Origin of the sequence: Oryzobacter telluris (genome assembly GCF_043099285.1) — a bacterium.
Classification (GTDB): domain Bacteria; phylum Actinomycetota; class Actinomycetes; order Actinomycetales; family Dermatophilaceae; genus Oryzobacter; species Oryzobacter telluris.
This window is the reverse complement of record NZ_CP170723.1, coordinates 3,565,679-3,580,634: the sequence shown is the minus strand read 5'-3', so window position 1 is coordinate 3,580,634 and position 14,956 is coordinate 3,565,679. Positions and strand designations below refer to the sequence as shown.

Here is a 14,956-nt window from a genome sequence, read left to right as displayed (position 1 = left end):
GCCAGCGTAGATCGGACCCGTGGGGCCGCTCAGCGCAGGGTGAGCTCCTCGACCTCGGCGAGGAGCAGGAGGTAGGCGTTCGAGGCGGGGTCGATGAGGTCGAAGTGGTCGGCCCGCCTGGCCACCGCGGAGGTGAACGGCTCGCCCGGGTCGCGGGACGCCGCGTAGGCCTGCGCCACGGGAGCCGGGACGATGTCGTCGAACTCGCCGGTGACCACGGCCGCCGGGGTCGTGAGGTGCTGCTGGCCGGGGTCGGCATCGGCCCAGTTCCGCGGCTGCTCCTCCGGGGTGCCGCCGAGCAGGTCGCGGACGACGTCGTTGCTCAGGCCGAGGCGGTCCACCTCGCGCAGGTCGGCGCACGGGCCGAGGGCGACGGCGCCGGTGAGCCAGGGGAGCCGGTTCGAGGAGGCGAGCCACAGCGCCAGCTGGCCGCCGGCGGAGTGGCCGACGACGACCACGCGGTCGGGGAGGTCGGTGTCGGCGTGGACCGACTCCATCCGGGCGAGCACGGCGGCGCCGGTGCCGGGCCAGCCGCCTCCCGGCATGCCGATGCGCGGGTACTCGAGGCTGGCGACGTGGAAGCCGTCGCGGGCCAGGGCCTCGGCGAGCGGGGCGAGGTGGGTGCGGTCGTACTCCTCGCGCCAGAAGCCGCCGTGCACGAGGGCGACGGTGATGCCGCGCGCCCGCTCGGGTGTGGGCTCCCAGACGTCGTAGACATCGGTCTGCGCGGGGCCGGTCACCTCGGTGCGGTCCGGGGGACGGGCGGTGCGGGACAGGATGTCGGTCTGGTCGTCGCTCACCGTGGCCACGGTAGCCGTGGGCCGGGCCTCCGGGACCGGCAGTAGGCTGCCGGTCATGACGACGTGGGAGTACGCAACCGTGCCGCTGATCGTGCACGCGACCAAGCAGATCCTCGACCAGTGGGGGGCCGACGGCTGGGAGCTCGTCCAGGTCCTCACCATGCCCGAGGGTAACCTCGTCGCCTATCTCAAGCGCCCGAAGGGCTGACCCGGTGGGTGCCGTGGAGGACCGTCTGGCCGCGCTCGGCCTCACCGTCCCCGACGTCGTGCCGCCGGTGGCCGCGTACGTGCCGGCCGTCCTCGACGGCTCGCGCGTCTACGTGTCCGGGCAGGTCCCGGTGGTCGACGGCGTGCTGCTCGAGAGCGGACACGTCGGTGACGGCCCCGGGCAGGTGAGCCCGGCACGGGCCAAGGAGCTGGCGCAGGTGTGCGCGCTCAACGCGATCGCGGCCATCAAGTCGGTCGTCGGTGACCTCGACGCGGTGGAGCGGGTGGTCAAGGTGGTCGGGTTCGTCGCCTCCGACCCCTCGTTCACCGGGCAGCCGGGGGTCGTCAACGGCGCCTCCGAGCTGTTCCGCTCGGCCTTCGGCGAGGCCGGGGTGCACGCACGCTCGGCCGTGGGCGTCGCGGCGCTGCCCCTCGGGGCGCCCGTCGAGGTCGAGGTCATCGTCCACGTCCGCGACTGACGGCGCGCCCGTGACCCCGGTCGTCGAGCACCCGGTCTCGCGCGACCCCGGGCTCGCCGAGCGCGCCGAGGCGTGGCTGGCCGACCCCGACCGGGTCGACGGGCCGCTGCGCACCGCCGCCACGGTGATGCTCGTGCGCGACGGCGCGGACGGCCCCGAGGTCTACGTGCAGCGCCGGGTGCCGTCGATGGCGTTCGCCCCCTCCACCGTCGTCTTCCCCGGGGGTGGGGTCGACCCGGCCGACCACGGTCTCGACCCCACGACGCCCGGGCTCGCCGCGCTGGCCGAGGCGATGGGCGTGACGCCCGGGGCCGCGGCGCCGTTCGCCGCTGCCGCGGTCCGCGAGGTCGAGGAGGAGAGCGGGGTGCGGCTCACGGTGGCCGACCTGCGGGGTCGCGCGCACTGGGTGACCCCGGCGTTCGAGCCGCGCCGCTACGACACGTGGATCCTCGCCGCCGCGATGCCGGCCGGCCAGGAGGCGCGGGAGACCTCCACCGAGTCCGACCGCAGCGGGTGGGTCCGCGCCGCCGACCTCCTCGCCCGGCACGCCGCCGGCGAGGTGCGGATGCTGCCGCCCACCGTCGTCTCCCTCCAGCAGCTGGGAGCCTTCGAGGACGCAGCCGGCTTCCTCGCCGACCGGCCGCGCATCGCCCGGGTCCTGCCCGAGCTGGTGCGTCGCGACGACGGCACCCTCGTCCTGCGGACCGCCCTGCCCTGAGGTTCGCGGTGCCCGCGGCCACGGGGCGGATGGGGCTGGTGGGGCGCGCTCGACGCCGGGGCGCGCGACGCGCTCAGGTGTTCGGTCCGTTGCGCCCACCGAACGGCCGACCGTTGGTGCTAGCACGAGTCCTGTTGCGCCTGGTGGTGCCACAGTCGGTGTTCTCGCTGGTCAGGGACCCTGCACCGGCGTGACGACACCGAGGACGGACGCTCCGGCGCCCCGTCCAACCTGCTGGGGGCGGTGTGGGTGGCGGCTTCGCCACAGGCACCACCGTCAGCGACGACCAGCCGGTCCCAGGAAAGGCCAGAGCGGTGAACGGCACACATCTCGCTGCAGTGGGTGCGCCCGGATCGGGCAGCACCCCCGCCCCCGTCCCCTCGACGGACGACGTCCAGACCACCGGCGGCCGGCCCGCGCTGCGGCTCGCGCCCGCGCTGCCCGAGCCCCCGGCGCCGCCGCCCCACCCGGTGGACCGGCCCCGGCGCAGGGGCGACCTCGACGAGGCCTGGCCCTCCGCCGCCTCCGACTTCACCCCGTGGCTCGTCGGCCACCTCGACGTGCTCGGCGACGCCATGGGCGTGCACCTGACCGTCGCCGAGACCGACGTCACCGCCGACGGCTTCCGCTACGACATCGCCGCGCGCGACGTCGACGGGCGCGTCATCGTCATCACGAACCAGCTCGAGGGCACCGACCTCGCCCGGTTGGGCGACTGCCTCGCGGCGGCCGCCGGGCTGAACGCCGCGGCCGTCGTGTGGGTGTCGCGCCACCTGGGCGACGACATCCGTCACGCCTTCGACTGGCTCAACGACCGCGGCGACCAGCCGATCCGCTTCTTCGGCGTCGAGGTCGACGTCGCGCTGGCCGCGGACACCGGTCCGCACGTGCCCTTCGTCGAGGTCATCGCCCGGCCGGCCGACTGGGCCGACGACCCCGCCTCGCACCGCTGGCGCGATTGGGGCGTGGGCGAGACCCCGGAGAACCGGGCCCGCCAGGACCTGTTCCGCGAGGTCCTGCTCGCCGTCGGCACGAGCAGGCCGAGCGTGCGCATCCCGGCCCGCAACACCGACCGGAGCTGGCTCGACTTCGCCGCCGGGGCCTTCGGCTCGTGGGGGCTGGCGCAGGTCGACGACGGCCGCATCCGGGTCGAGGCGCGCCTCGACACCGGAGACCGCGCTCGCAGCACCTCGCTGTTCGACCTCGTCCGCCCCAAGCAGGAGGAGTGGTCACGCTCCGCCGGCCTCGAGCTCGCCTTCGAGGGCGGGGGCGCGCGCCGGGTGAACCGGATCGCCGTCCACCACCCTCCGGTCGACCTGCTCGCCCTGTCGCCCGACCAGCACGACGCGCTCGTCGTGTGGCTCGTGCGCTCGGTGGTCGCGCTCTACGACACCCTCGACGTCACGCTGCGCGGTCGCGCCCAGCTGATGCAGGACCTCTCCCGCACCCGCGGGCGCTGACCCGCCGCGTCCCCGCCGGCGACGACCTGCGTCAGGCCACGTCGGCGGTGGACTTCCGGCGGGCCATCACCGCATAGCCGTCGCGCCCGGAGGCCTTCGCCTCGTACATCCGCCCGTCGGCCAGGCCCATGACGTCCCCGCCGCGCCGTGCCGCCTCCTCGAAGGTGACGCCCCCGACGCTGGCCGTGACCTGCTGCTGGGCGCCGTCGAGCGCGGCGCAGTGCTCCTTGACGGCCCGGACGAGGGTCGCGGCGACGAGGTCCGCGGAGGCGGTGTCGGCATCGGGGAGCAGGACGGCGAACTCGTCGCCACCCAGGCGGGCGACCGTGTCGCTGGACCGCAGCGAGACCCGCAGCACGTCGGCCACCGAGCGGATGAGGTCGTCGCCGACCGCGTGCCCCTGGGTGTCGTTGACCTCCTTGAAGTGGTCGAGGTCGACGAGCAGGAGGGCGCCGCGCTGGCCGTGGGTTGCACACAGGTCGCGGTGCCGGGCGAGGACCTCCTCGAACCGGCGGCGGTTGGGCAGGCCGGACAGGGCGTCGTGCGAGGCGAGGTGGGACAGGCGCTCCTCGGAGCGGCGGCGCTCGGACACGTCGACGGCGTTGACGAGGATCTGGCCGTGGCCGGAGTGGGCGGTCAGCAGCCGGCTGCTCACGGCGAGGTGCAGCGGGCGACCCGCGAGGCTGTGGGTGGCCCAGTCGGTCGTCACCGCCTCCCCGCCCGCCTCGACGGCGCGGTGGAGGTACTCGCGGACCTCCTCGGGCGGCCGGGTCGAGAACGACCTCGCGCCGGAGCCGATGATGTCCGCCACGGTGCACTCGAACATCGCCGCCATGGCGTTGTTGGCCTCGAGGATGCGGCCGTCCGGGTCGACGACGACCATGCCGTACGGGGCGTCGGCGATGAGGGTGCGCAGGCCGGCGGCGGCCTCCTCGGCCCGCCGGCCGGCCTCGGTGAGGCCGTCCATGACCTCGTCGAGCTCGGCGTGCACGGTGGCGAGGACGAGCGCGAGGGTCGCGGCGAGCATCATGAAGCCCTGGAGGACGAGGGCGCGGACCAGGGGGTCGTCGATGGCGCCGATCGGGCCCCCGCCCGTGGTGCGCAGCATGACGAGCGCCCCGACGGCGATCAGGCCACCCTCGACCGCGGCCAGCGGGAGCGGGAGGCGCAGGGCCGCCCAGACGATGAAGGCGAGCGGGACGAAGGCGAGGGGAAGGGTGTGGCCGGGGGCGAAGACGGCGTACAGCGTGACGACGGTGAGGCCGTAGACGAGGGCCGCCTCCGCCAGGATCGGCCGGGTCAGCCGCTGGCGGCGCGCGCCGAGGGTGAGGGCGGGCGCGGCGATGACGACGATGGCGGTCATGTTCCGCAGCCACCAGCCGGCGCCGGCACTCCAGGAGGGCGACACGCCGGCGATGTCGATGCCGACCATGCCGATCGCGGCGCTGAGCGCGGTGCCGACACCGCCCGCGGCGAGCAGGCGGTAGAAGTGGGAGAGGCGGTGCAGCGCGACCGCCGTGTCGTCGACCGGGCCCATGATGCGCCGGATGGAGTAGCAGGCCACGGCGGTGGACATGCCGAGGACGAGGGCGGCGGGGACGGGGAAGCCGGTGACGCCGTTGCCCACGGCGGCGAAGATCCCCATGAGGGCCACGGCGAGGGCGACCTCGCGGTCGGAGCGGGCGCGCAGGGCCCACAGGGCACCGACGCCCGCGGCCGGCCACATGAGGGCCAGGCCGGTCTCGGGCTGGGCCGTGGAGCGCCCCAGGGCGATCGCGACGACGGACAGCACGGCGAAGGTGACGGTGCGGCGGAGCATCTCGACCTCCCGGAGTCGGGTCAGCGTGGGCACCCCTGCCTGGACCGAGTATGGAGGGGGTCGACGCCGTGTGCCGCGGAATCGCTTCCGCACGCACGACAACGTTGTCTTTTCGGCCGAACGGACGACCCGCGACGAGTGCGGAACTGGTCGCCCCGACCGCCGTTTCCGCACTCACCGCAGCTGGGGACCGGGCGGCTCGGCGACGGATCCTGTCGAGGACGTGACGGCGATGGCAGGGTGGGGCGGGTGAGCGCCGTCCCGCCGCCGTCGACCACCGCCGCCTGGGCGGGAGGGGCCGTCACCGCGCGGGCCCACTGCGTCCTCGCCCCCAACCCGGGCCCGATGACGCTCGACGGCACCAACACGTGGGTCCTCCTCGAGCCCGGGGCCACCGAGGCCGTCGTCGTCGACCCCGGTCCGCTCGACGAGGGGCACCTGGCCGCCGTCCTCGAGCACGTGGCGTCACGCGGGGCGCGCGTCGGCCTGACGATCCTCACCCACGGCCACCACGACCACGCCGAGTCGGCCGACCGCTTCGCCGTGCTGACCGGCGCGCCCGTGCGGGCGGTCGGCAACGGCCACGATGACCTCCACGACGGCTCGGTCGTCACCACCGGCGGGCTCGAGCTGCGCGTCGTCGCGACCCCCGGCCACACGTCCGACTCGCTGTCCTTCGCCCTTCCCGGCGACCACGCCCTCCTCACCGGCGACACCGTCCTCGGGCGAGGGACCACCGTGGTCGCCCACCCCGACGGCGAGCTCGCGGCCTACCTCGACTCCCTCGAGCGGCTGCGCGCCCTCACCGGCGACGGCGAGGTGACGACCATCCTCCCGGGCCACGGACCCGTCGTCCCTGATGCCGCGGCGATGGTCGCCTTCTACCGCGTCCACCGCGCCGAGCGGCTCGACCAGGTGCGCGACGCCCTCGCCGACGGCGCGGCGTCCGAGGACGACCCGGTCGAGGGCGTGCTGCGGCGGGTGTACGCCGAGGTGCCGGAGTCGGTGTGGCCGGCCGCGCGGATGTCGATCCGCGCCCAGCTCGACTACCTCGGCGTGACGGGGGTCAGCGGGCCCGGCGCTTGAGGCGCTCGACGTCGAGCAGCAGGACGGCCCGCGCCTCCAGGCGCAGCCAGCCCCGCGACGCGAAGTCGGCCAGCGCCTTGTTCACGGTCTCGCGGGAGGCGCCGACCAGCTGGGCGAGCTCCTCCTGGGTGAGGTCGTGCGAGACGAGCACCCCGTCCTCCACCGGGCGGCCGAAGCGACCCGCGAGGTCGAGCAGCGCCTTGGCGACCCGGCCGGGGACGTCGGTGAAGACGAGGTCGGCCAGCGACTCGTTGGTGCGGCGCAGCCGGCGGGCCAGCGCGGCGAGCAGCGTGGTGGCGACACCGGGGCGCTGCGAGAGGAAGTCCTTGAGCTGCTCGTGGCCCATCGAGACGACCTGGGTCTCGGCGACCGCGGTGGCCGTGGCGGTGCGCGGCCCGGGGTCGAAGAGGGAGAGCTCACCGAACATCTCGCCGGGGCCGAGGATCGCGAGGAGGTTCTCGCGCCCGTCGGTGCTCGTGCGGCCGAGCTTGATCTTGCCCTCGCCGATGACGTAGAGCCGGTCGCCCTGGTCGCCCTCGTGGAAGAGGATGTCGCCGCGCTCGAGCCGCTGCGGGCTCATCGTCGCGATGAGCGACTCCGCGGTCTGGTCGTCAATGGTGGCGAAGAGAGGGGCTCTGCGCACGACGTCGTGATCCACGGGGCACAGTGTGCCAGAGAGCGGAACCGGGCGAGGCCGCGCCACGGGGCCCGCACGTGCGGCGACGGGGCCGGCCGGGTCGCTCGTGACCGTCGGGGCCGTCAGGGGCAGCACGTAGGCTCGGCGCGTGCCCGTCAAGCCCTCCGCCGTCGCCCGGCGCGCCCGCGCCGGGGACGAGACCCCCGTCGCGCGCACCCGCAGGGCCCGCCGCACCTACCGTGCGCTGCACGACCGTTACCCGTACGCCCACTGCGAGCTCGACTTCGAGTCGCCGCTCCAGCTGCTCGTCGCCACGGTGCTCTCCGCGCAGACCACCGACGTCATGGTCAACTCCGTCACGCCCACGGTGTTCTCGCGCTGGCCCACCGCGCAGGCCCTCGCCGCCGCCGACCGCGAGGAGATGGAGGCCGTGCTGCGGCCCACCGGCTTCTTCCGCGCCAAGACCAACTCCGTCATCACGCTGTCGCAGGCGATCGTCGAGCGCTTCGGCGGTGAGGTGCCGGGCCGGCTGCAGGACCTCGTCACGCTGCCCGGCGTCGGCCGCAAGACCGCGAACGTCGTCCTCGGCAACGCGTTCGGGGTGCCGGGCATCACCGTCGACACCCACGTCGGCCGGCTGGCCCGCCGGTTCGCCTGGACCGACGAGACCGACCCCGTCAAGGCCGAGCACGCCATCGGGGCGCTGTTCCCGCGCAGCGACTGGACGATGCTCAGCCACGTCCTCATCTTCCACGGCCGGCGCACCTGCCACGCCCGCAAGCCGGCCTGCGGCGCCTGCCCCGTCGCCGCCCTGTGCCCGTCGTACGGCGAGGGCGAGACCGACCCGGTCAAGGCCCGCGCGCTCCTCGCCTACGAGCTCGCCCCCGGCGCCGCCCTCCCCGACCCGCCGCCGGGCCCGCTCCCCGACGACCCCGCCCCGTGACCGCGTCGCCCGTCCCCGCGCCGCCGTGGCTCACGGCGCTCGCGGCCCGCACCGACGTCGGCGAGCACGAGTGGTTCGCCACCTACGCGCCGCCGGAGGGCCACGCCCGCCGGTCGGCCGTGCTCATGCTCTTCGGCCCCGACCCGAGCGGCGGCGAGGACGTCGTCCTCACCGAGCGCTCCCACACATTGCGCTCGCACCCGGGGCAGGTGTCCTTCCCCGGCGGCCGCCTCGACCCCGAGGACGACGGCTCGGTCGCCGCGGCGCTGCGCGAGGCCGAGGAGGAGGTCGGGCTCGACCCCGCCGGTGTCCAGGTCCTGGCCACCTTCCCCGACCTGTTCCTCAGCCCGAGCAGCAATGCCGTCACGCCCGTGCTCGGCTGGTGGCCCGAACCGGTCCCCATCGGGGTGGTCGACCGCGGTGAGGTCGAGACCGTCGTCCGGGTTCCCGTGGCCGAGCTCGTCGACCCCGCCAACCGGTTCACCGCCGTGTTCGGTCCCTACCGCGGCCCGGCGTTCGAGGCCGGGGGGCTGTTCGTCTGGGGGTTCACCGCGATGCTGCTCAGCACCGTCCTCGACCTCTCCGACCTCGCGCAGCCGTGGGACGAGCGCGACGAGCGCCCCCTGCCCGACCGGGTCCTCTCGCCGTGGATGAAGGGGCTCCAGCAGTGAGCGGGACGGCCCGATGACCGGCTCCACCGTCCTCGACCTCGCCCTCCTCGTCGTGCTCGTGGGCTACGCCGCCACGGGCTGGCGCCAGGGGGTGGTCGCCGCCGTGCTCGGCCTGGTCGGGCTGGTCGGCGGGGCCTTCCTCGCCATCCGGTACGCGCCCGAGCTGCTCGAGGACCACGCCGGCGTGGAGGTCGGGACGACCGCCGGGGCCCTGGCCCTCGTCGGGAGCGTCTTCATCGGCGCCGCGGTGGGCCAGGCGCTGCTGCTCGTCGTCGGGCGACGGCTGCGCGAGGCCGTGCAGGCGCCGGTCGCCCGCGCCCTCGACTCCTTCCTCGGGCTCGTCGCCGTGCTGTGCGCCGCTGTCCTCGTCGTGTGGGTGGTCGCCGGGGCGGTGCGACACGGCGGTCCGCCGCAGCTGCGGTCGCTGGTCGCGCGCTCCACCGTCGTCACGACCATCGACAAGGTCGTGCCGTCCTCGGCCGGCCGGCTCGTCGACGGCGTCACGAAGGCGCTCGACGCCGGCGGCTTCCCCCGGGTGTTCGAGGGCCTCGGCCCCGAGCCCATCCCGCCCGTCGCGGCCCCCGATCGCGCGCTCGTCGACGACCCCGACATCGACAAGGCGCTCGGGTCGGTCATCCACGTGCGCGCCGACTCGGGCTCGTGCGACCGCGCCCAGGTCGGCAGCGGATGGGTCGTCGGGCCGGGTCGCGTGGCCACCAACGCGCACGTCGTGGCCGGCGCCGACCAGGTGACGGTGAGCGTCAAGGGAACCGGGCGCGACCGGGCCGCGCGGGTCGTGGCCTTCGACCCCCGGCGCGACGTCGCCGTCCTCGAGGTGCCGGGCCTGCCGTCGCCCGCCCTGAGCCGAGGCCGCGAGCTCGGTCCGGGCGACCCGGCCGTCATCGCCGGCTTCCCCGGTGACGCGGGCCTCACGGTGCGCAGCGCGCGGGTGCGCGCCACCCTCACCGCCCAGGGCGCCGACATCTACGGGCGCCAGGGCGTGACGCGCGAGATCTACTCGCTGCGGGCCGTCGTGCGCAGCGGCGCCTCGGGCGGGCCGGTGTTCGACCCCGACGGTGAGGTCGTCGGGATGGTGTTCGCGACCTCACTCGACGACCCCGACACCGGGTACGCCCTCACCCTCGACGAGATCCGCCCGGTGCTGCAGCGTGGGCTCAGCGCGAGCTCGGCCGTGTCGACGGGGCCCTGCGCCGAGGGCTGAACCACGGTGCGCCGCAGCGGGTCCGCTCAGGCGGTGCCGTGGGTCTTCAGGGTCTCGATCGTCTGCTGCGCCTGGTCGATGGCGCGCTCGGGCGTCGGCTTGGCCGACTGCAGGGCCTTCTTGCCGAGCAGGGCGAGGACGCCCGCGAGGAGCAGGACCACGCCCGCGACGATGAGGTAGCCGGCCCACACCGGCAGCCAGACGGCGATGACCCACGACAGCCCGTGCAGGACGAACACCAGGCCCATGAGGCCGAGGAACGCGGCTGCGCCCAGCAGGGCCGCGCCCTTGCCGATCACCTTGGCGCCGCTGGTGACCTCCGCCTTCGCGAGCGCGATCTCGCCGCGGACGATGCCCTCGAGGTCGTGCGTCGCGTCGGCCACCAGCTGGCCGATGGTGCGCTCCGTGCCCGTTGCCATGCGTCTGCCTCACTGTCGCATCACCTGCCCCCTCCGGGGCCTCGGTCACGACCTTACCGAGTGGCTGCCCTGCTCAGGACCCCCGCTCCCCGCGCTGGTGAACGTCGGGGATGCCGTCGCCGTCGTCGTCGCGGGTCTCGAGGGCGGCGATCCGGGCGTAGGTGCGGTTGCGCGAGCGCAGCACGACGGCGGCCAGCGCGGCGGCGGTGAGGGAGCCGGCGAGGACGGCGAGCTTGACGTGGTCGTCGCGCGGGCTCCCGCTGCCGTAGGCCAGCTCCCCGACGAGGAGCGAGACGGTGAAGCCGACGCCGGTGAGCAGGGCCAGCCCGCCGATGTCGGCCCAGGCGAGGTCGTCGTCGAGCCGGGCGCGGGTGAAGCGGGCCAGCAGCCAGGTGGTGCCGAGGACGCCGACGAGCTTGCCGACGACGAGCCCGGCCACGACCCCGAGGGCGACGGGGTCGGCCGCGGCGGCCGCGAGGCCTCCGCCGACGACGGTGACGCCGGAGGCGAAGAAGGCGAAGACCGGTACGGCGACCCCGGCGGAGAGGGGGCGCAGCCGATGCTCGAGCCGGTGGGCGACGTCGGTGTCGGGGGTCGCGGTGCCGGGCTGGTTCGGAGCCGTCCGGGACGCGCGGGCGCGCACCGGGACGCTGAGCGCCAGCAGGACCCCGGCCACGGTGGCGTGCACGCCGGACGCGTGGACCAGCCCCCACGTGGCCGCCGCGAGGGGGAGCAGGAGCCACCAGTGCGTCACCCGGCGCTGGGTCAGCACGGCGAACGCGCCGAGGGGGAGCAGGGCGAGGAGGAGGGGCACGACATCGAGGTCGGCCGTGTAGAAGAGCGCGATGATCGTGATCGCCACGAGGTCGTCGACGACCGCGAGGGTCAGCAGGAACGCGCGCAGCCCCGACGGCAGGTGCGAGCCGATGACGGCGAGCACCGCGAGGGCGAACGCGATGTCCGTGGCGGTCGGGACCGCCCACCCGCGCAGGGCGTCGCCCTCCCCGCCGAGGGCCGCGACGACGCCGAGGAAGACGAGGGCCGGCGTGACGACGCCACCGACGGCGGCGAGCACGGGCACGGCCGCACGGGCGGGCGTCCTCAGGTCGCCGACGACGAGCTCGCGCTTGAGCTCGAGGCCCGCGACGAAGAAGAAGATCGCGAGCAGGCCGTCGGAGGCCCAGTGGCCGAGGGAGAGGTCGAGATGGGCCCAGGCCGGGCCGACCGTGGTGTCACGCAGGGCCGAGTAGGCCTCCCGCCAGGGGCTGTTCGCGAGGACGAGGGCGGCGAGCGCGGCCACGAGCAGGACGGCCCCGCCGATGGTCTCGGTGCGCAGGGCGTTGGTCACGACCTGGGTCTCGGCCCACGTCGACCGCCGGAAGAGCCGTGGGCGGTCGGTCTGCGGTGCGGGCGTCATCAGGAGGTCCTCCGGTCGGGGTGACGTGCCCGCGGGCACGCCGGTGCGGTGCCGACCAGACTTCCCGGCGCTCCGTCGCCCATCCTACCGACGGGCGGGCGACCCCTGGTCAGGCGGAAGCCGCCCCCCGGGCCGAGACGGCGGCGGTGAGGGAGCCGAACATCCGGCGGACGTCCTCCGTCGCCTCGTCGTCGGCGTGCACGGTGCCGTCGAGGTCGAGCGTCTGCTCGAAGTGGAGCGCGGCGCCGTCGACGACGACCATCCTGATCCGCTCGAGGGTCTGGCGCAGGGCCGAGCGGGCGTACTGCGCTCCGCTCCAGCCGTACCCGACGCAGGCGACGGGCATGCCGTCCCACTCGGCGTAGAGGTAGTCGATGGCGTTCTTCAGCGCGGCGTTGTAGCCGCGGTTGTACTCGGGCATGACGAGGACGACGGCGTCGAGCGACTCGACGAGGGCCGCCCAGCGGCGGGTGTGCTCGTGCGCGTAGTGGCCCTCGGACGGCATCTCGGGCTCGTCGAGGAGGGGGAGCGCGAGCTCGCGCAGGTCGACCGCGACCAGCTCGACGTCCTCCGGGGCCAGCCCGCCCACCCACGCGGCGACGTGGTGGCCGATGCGGGTCGGGCGGGTGCTCGCGGTGACGATGCCGATGCGGGGGCGACTCATGCAGCGATCCAACCGTACGGATGGATCACCCGGTGGGCCGGGGGCGGTCTGGTCTGGGTGGCGCGCCGGGTTCTTCGCTGGGTCGAGGTATTCGGGCGGCTTCCGGTGCCGCTGGAATACCTCGAACGGATGGGTGCCGGGCTGGGTCGAGGTGAAAGGAGACCGAGTGGGGGTCGCGTTTCACCTCGAACGGGGACGGGTGAGGGGTGCCGCGACCCCGCGCGACACCCCTCGTCTCCCGCCCGGAGGTCAGTCGGCGGAGCCGCTCTTCAGCCCCTGCGAGATGAGGTTCATGACCGAGGAGTCGGCCAGCGTCGTGACGTCGCCGACCTCGCGGTTCTCGGCGACGTCCTTGAGGAGGCGGCGCATGATCTTGCCCGAGCGGGTCTTCGGCAGCTCGGGGACGATCATGATCTGCCGCGGCTTGGCGATCGGGCCGATCTCCTTGGCCACGTGGTTGCGCAGCGCCTGGATGGTGGCCTCGCCCTCGTCGGCGGCGTCGCCGCGCAGGATGACGAAGGCGCACACCGCCTGCCCCGTGGTCTCGTCGGAGGCACCGACCACCGCGGCCTCGGCCACCGACGGGTGCGACACCAGGGCCGACTCGATCTCGGCGGTCGACAGGCGGTGCCCCGAGACGTTCATGACGTCGTCGACGCGCCCCAGCAGCCAGATGTTGCCCTTGGCGTCGTACTTGGCACCGTCGCCGGCGAAGTAGTACTTCGGCCCGAACCGCGACCAGTACGTCTCCTTGTAGCGCTCGGGGTCGCCCCAGATGCCGCGCAGCATCGACGGCCACGGCTTGGTGAGGACGAGGTAGCCGACCTTCTCGGCCTCGGTGAACGGCTGGCCGTCGTCGTCGAGGATCTCGGCCGAGATGCCGGGGATCGGCTTCTGCGCCGACCCGGGCTCGAGCGTGGTGACGCCCGGCAGCGGGCTGATCATGATGGCGCCGGTCTCGGTCTGCCACCACGTGTCGACGATCGGCGCGGTGTCGCCGCCGATGTGCTTGCGGTACCAGAGCCACGCCTCGGGGTTGATCGGCTCGCCGACCGACCCGAGCACGCGCACCGAGGACAGGTCGAACTTCGCGGGGATGTCGGCGCCCCACTTCATGAACGTCCGGATGGCCGTGGGCGCGGTGTAGAAGACCGACACGTCGTACTTCTCGATGAGCTCCCACCAGCGGCCCTGGTGCGGGGTGTCGGGGGTGCCCTCGTACATCACCTGCGTGGCGCCGTTGGCGAGCGGCCCGTAGACGATGTAGCTGTGCCCGGTGACCCAGCCGACGTCGGCCGTGCACCAGTAGACGTCGCTCTCCGGGTGCACGTCGTGGACCACGGCGTTCGTGTACGCGGCCTGGGTGAGGTAGCCGCCGCTGGTGTGGAAGATCCCCTTGGGCTTCCCCGTGGTGCCGCTCGTGTAGAGGATGAAGAGGGGGTGCTCGCTGTCGTGCGGCTGCGCCTCGTGGGTGTCGCTCTGGCGGTCGACGACGTCGTGCCACCACACGTCGCGGCCCTCGACCCAGTCGACCTCGCCCTCGGTGCGGCGCACGACGAGCACGTGCTCGACCGGGCTCTCGCGCTGCAGCGCCTCGTCGACGGCGGGCTTGAGCGGGGCGGGCTTGCCGCGGCGGAACTGGCCGTCGGTGGTGACGACGAGCTTGCACTGGGCGTCGTCGATGCGGGTGTGCAGCGCCTCGGCCGAGAAGCCGCCGAAGATCACCGAGTGCGGGGCGCCCAGGCGGGCGCAGGCCAGCATGGTGAATACCGTCTCGGGGATCATCGGCATGTACACGGCGACGGTGTCGCCCTTGCCGATCCCCAGCTCGGTCAACGCGTTGGCGGTCTTCGACACCTCGCGCTGGAGGTCGGCGTAGGTGATGGTGCGGGTGTCGCCGCCCTCGCCCTCGAAGTGGATGGCGACGCGCTCGCCGTTGCCGGCCTCGACGTGGCGGTCGACGCAGTTGTGCGCGACGTTGAGCTCGCCGCCCACGAACCACTTGGCGAACGGGGCGTCGTCCCAGTCGAGGGTGCGCTCGAAGTCCTTCGCCCAGGTGATCCGGCTGCGCGCCTGCTCGGCCCAGAAGCCCTCGTGGTCCTCGGCGGCCCGGTCGTAGAGGTCCGCCGTCCCGTTGGCCTGGGCGGCGAACGCCGCGGTGGGGGCGAAGTCCATCTCGTGCGCGTGGCTGGACAGGCTCTCGTCGGTCACGGCAGTGCTCCTCGTCGTTGGGGGACCTGGGTCCCAGCCAACCCTTCCACGAGCGTCGGATCAACCGTCGGCCGGCGCCCGGACGGTGGGCGGGCGTGCGGCGCGCCCAGCGGGCACCGGGCACCGCCGGGCGCGGTGGGCGCGGTGGGCGGACGACAACGGGTGGTGGTGCTCGAGAAGAGCACCACCACCCGCGTCATACC

At 74.4% G+C, this 14,956-nt stretch carries 15 protein-coding genes; 8 read left to right on the top strand and 7 right to left on the bottom strand.

The genetic code is table 11. The annotated features are described in order from the left end of the window. Positions 1–29 precede the first annotated feature (29 nt). The gene (locus tag ACFLFB_RS16715) at positions 30–800 is read right to left on the bottom strand and encodes an alpha/beta hydrolase family protein (protein WP_392543295.1); all 771 of its coding nucleotides are present in this window, start codon (positions 798–800) and stop codon (positions 30–32) included. Between the two features lie 55 nt (positions 801–855). On the opposite strand from ACFLFB_RS16715, the gene ACFLFB_RS16710 reads away from it, so the two are divergent. The 4 genes from ACFLFB_RS16710 to ACFLFB_RS16695 all read left to right on the top strand — a co-directional run bounded on the left by ACFLFB_RS16710 (position 856) and on the right by ACFLFB_RS16695 (position 3,664). Then, the gene (locus tag ACFLFB_RS16710) at positions 856–1,008 is read left to right on the top strand and encodes a DUF4177 domain-containing protein (protein ID WP_392543294.1); all 153 of its coding nucleotides are present in this window, start codon (positions 856–858) and stop codon (positions 1,006–1,008) included. 4 nt (positions 1,009–1,012) lie between these two features. Next, positions 1,013–1,486, top strand: a complete 474-nt coding sequence (locus tag ACFLFB_RS16705; RefSeq protein ID WP_392543293.1) for a RidA family protein — start codon at positions 1,013–1,015, stop codon at positions 1,484–1,486. A 10-nt stretch (positions 1,487–1,496) separates the two neighbouring features. After that, a complete protein-coding gene (locus tag ACFLFB_RS16700; protein ID WP_392543292.1) occupies positions 1,497–2,204 on the top strand; it encodes an NUDIX domain-containing protein in 708 nt (235 codons plus the stop codon). A gap of 314 nt (positions 2,205–2,518) precedes the next feature. Then, complete coding sequence (locus ACFLFB_RS16695; protein ID WP_392543291.1) at positions 2,519–3,664, top strand: hypothetical protein; 1,146 nt, start codon at positions 2,519–2,521, stop codon at positions 3,662–3,664. Positions 3,665–3,695: 31 nt separating this feature from the next. On the opposite strand, the gene ACFLFB_RS16690 is transcribed toward ACFLFB_RS16695, so the two are convergent. Beyond that, positions 3,696–5,516, bottom strand: coding sequence for a diguanylate cyclase (locus ACFLFB_RS16690; protein ID WP_392543290.1), 1,821 nt, complete (start codon positions 5,514–5,516; stop codon positions 3,696–3,698). A 216-nt stretch (positions 5,517–5,732) separates the two neighbouring features. Between ACFLFB_RS16690 and ACFLFB_RS16685 the strand changes: the two genes are divergently transcribed. After that, positions 5,733–6,569: an MBL fold metallo-hydrolase gene (locus tag ACFLFB_RS16685; protein WP_392543289.1), complete on the top strand. Its 837-nt coding sequence runs from the start codon at positions 5,733–5,735 to the stop codon at positions 6,567–6,569. Here ACFLFB_RS16685 and ACFLFB_RS16680 read toward each other — a convergent pair. Beyond that, positions 6,550–7,227, bottom strand: coding sequence for a Crp/Fnr family transcriptional regulator (locus ACFLFB_RS16680; protein WP_392543288.1), 678 nt, complete (start codon positions 7,225–7,227; stop codon positions 6,550–6,552). The two genes, ACFLFB_RS16685 and ACFLFB_RS16680, sit on opposite strands and share 20 nt — an antisense overlap. A 127-nt stretch (positions 7,228–7,354) precedes the next feature. Here ACFLFB_RS16680 and nth point away from each other — a divergent pair, with 127 nt between their 5' ends. The 3 genes from nth to ACFLFB_RS16665 are packed head-to-tail and all read left to right on the top strand — an operon-like array spanning position 7,355 to position 10,042. Continuing rightward, positions 7,355–8,149 carry an endonuclease III gene (gene nth, locus ACFLFB_RS16675; protein ID WP_392543287.1) on the top strand — a complete coding sequence of 265 codons (795 nt, stop codon included), beginning with the start codon at positions 7,355–7,357 and terminating at the stop codon, positions 8,147–8,149. Then, positions 8,146–8,820: an NUDIX hydrolase gene (locus tag ACFLFB_RS16670; protein ID WP_392543286.1), complete on the top strand. Its 675-nt coding sequence runs from the start codon at positions 8,146–8,148 to the stop codon at positions 8,818–8,820. Before nth ends, ACFLFB_RS16670 begins: the two co-directional genes overlap by 4 nt. 13 nt (positions 8,821–8,833) lie before the next feature. Next, on the top strand, positions 8,834–10,042 hold the full coding sequence (locus tag ACFLFB_RS16665) for a MarP family serine protease (RefSeq protein WP_392543285.1): 1,209 nt from the start codon (positions 8,834–8,836) through the stop codon (positions 10,040–10,042). A gap of 26 nt (positions 10,043–10,068) precedes the next feature. On the opposite strand, the gene ACFLFB_RS16660 is transcribed toward ACFLFB_RS16665, so the two are convergent. The 4 genes from ACFLFB_RS16660 to acs form a co-directional block, all read right to left on the bottom strand. After that, a complete protein-coding gene (locus ACFLFB_RS16660; RefSeq protein WP_392543284.1) occupies positions 10,069–10,461 on the bottom strand; it encodes a phage holin family protein in 393 nt (130 codons plus the stop codon). A gap of 73 nt (positions 10,462–10,534) precedes the next feature. Continuing rightward, complete coding sequence (nhaA, locus tag ACFLFB_RS16655) at positions 10,535–11,878, bottom strand: Na+/H+ antiporter NhaA (protein ID WP_392543283.1); 1,344 nt, start codon at positions 11,876–11,878, stop codon at positions 10,535–10,537. A 109-nt stretch (positions 11,879–11,987) separates the two neighbouring features. Next, on the bottom strand, positions 11,988–12,542 hold the full coding sequence (locus tag ACFLFB_RS16650) for an NADPH-dependent FMN reductase (RefSeq protein WP_392543282.1): 555 nt from the start codon (positions 12,540–12,542) through the stop codon (positions 11,988–11,990). Positions 12,543–12,791: 249 nt separating this feature from the next. Next, positions 12,792–14,717, bottom strand: coding sequence for an acetate--CoA ligase (acs, locus tag ACFLFB_RS16645; RefSeq protein WP_392545440.1), 1,926 nt, complete (start codon positions 14,715–14,717; stop codon positions 12,792–12,794). Between the last annotated feature and the right edge of the window lie 239 nt (positions 14,718–14,956).

What these genes read in the sequence shown, in the direction of transcription:
- ACFLFB_RS16660 (WP_392543284.1), bottom strand. Translation starts at nt 10,461, where the DNA reads ATGGCAACGGGCACGGAGCGCACCATCGGCCAGCTGGTGGCCGACGCG.
- nhaA (WP_392543283.1), bottom strand. Translation starts at nt 11,878, where the DNA reads ATGACGCCCGCACCGCAGACCGACCGCCCACGGCTCTTCCGGCGGTCG.
- ACFLFB_RS16710 (WP_392543294.1), top strand. Translation starts at nt 856, where the DNA reads ATGACGACGTGGGAGTACGCAACCGTGCCGCTGATCGTGCACGCGACC.
- acs (WP_392545440.1), bottom strand. Translation starts at nt 14,717, where the DNA reads ATGGACTTCGCCCCCACCGCGGCGTTCGCCGCCCAGGCCAACGGGACG.
- ACFLFB_RS16665 (WP_392543285.1), top strand. Translation starts at nt 8,834, where the DNA reads ATGACCGGCTCCACCGTCCTCGACCTCGCCCTCCTCGTCGTGCTCGTG.
- ACFLFB_RS16650 (WP_392543282.1), bottom strand. Translation starts at nt 12,542, where the DNA reads ATGAGTCGCCCCCGCATCGGCATCGTCACCGCGAGCACCCGCCCGACC.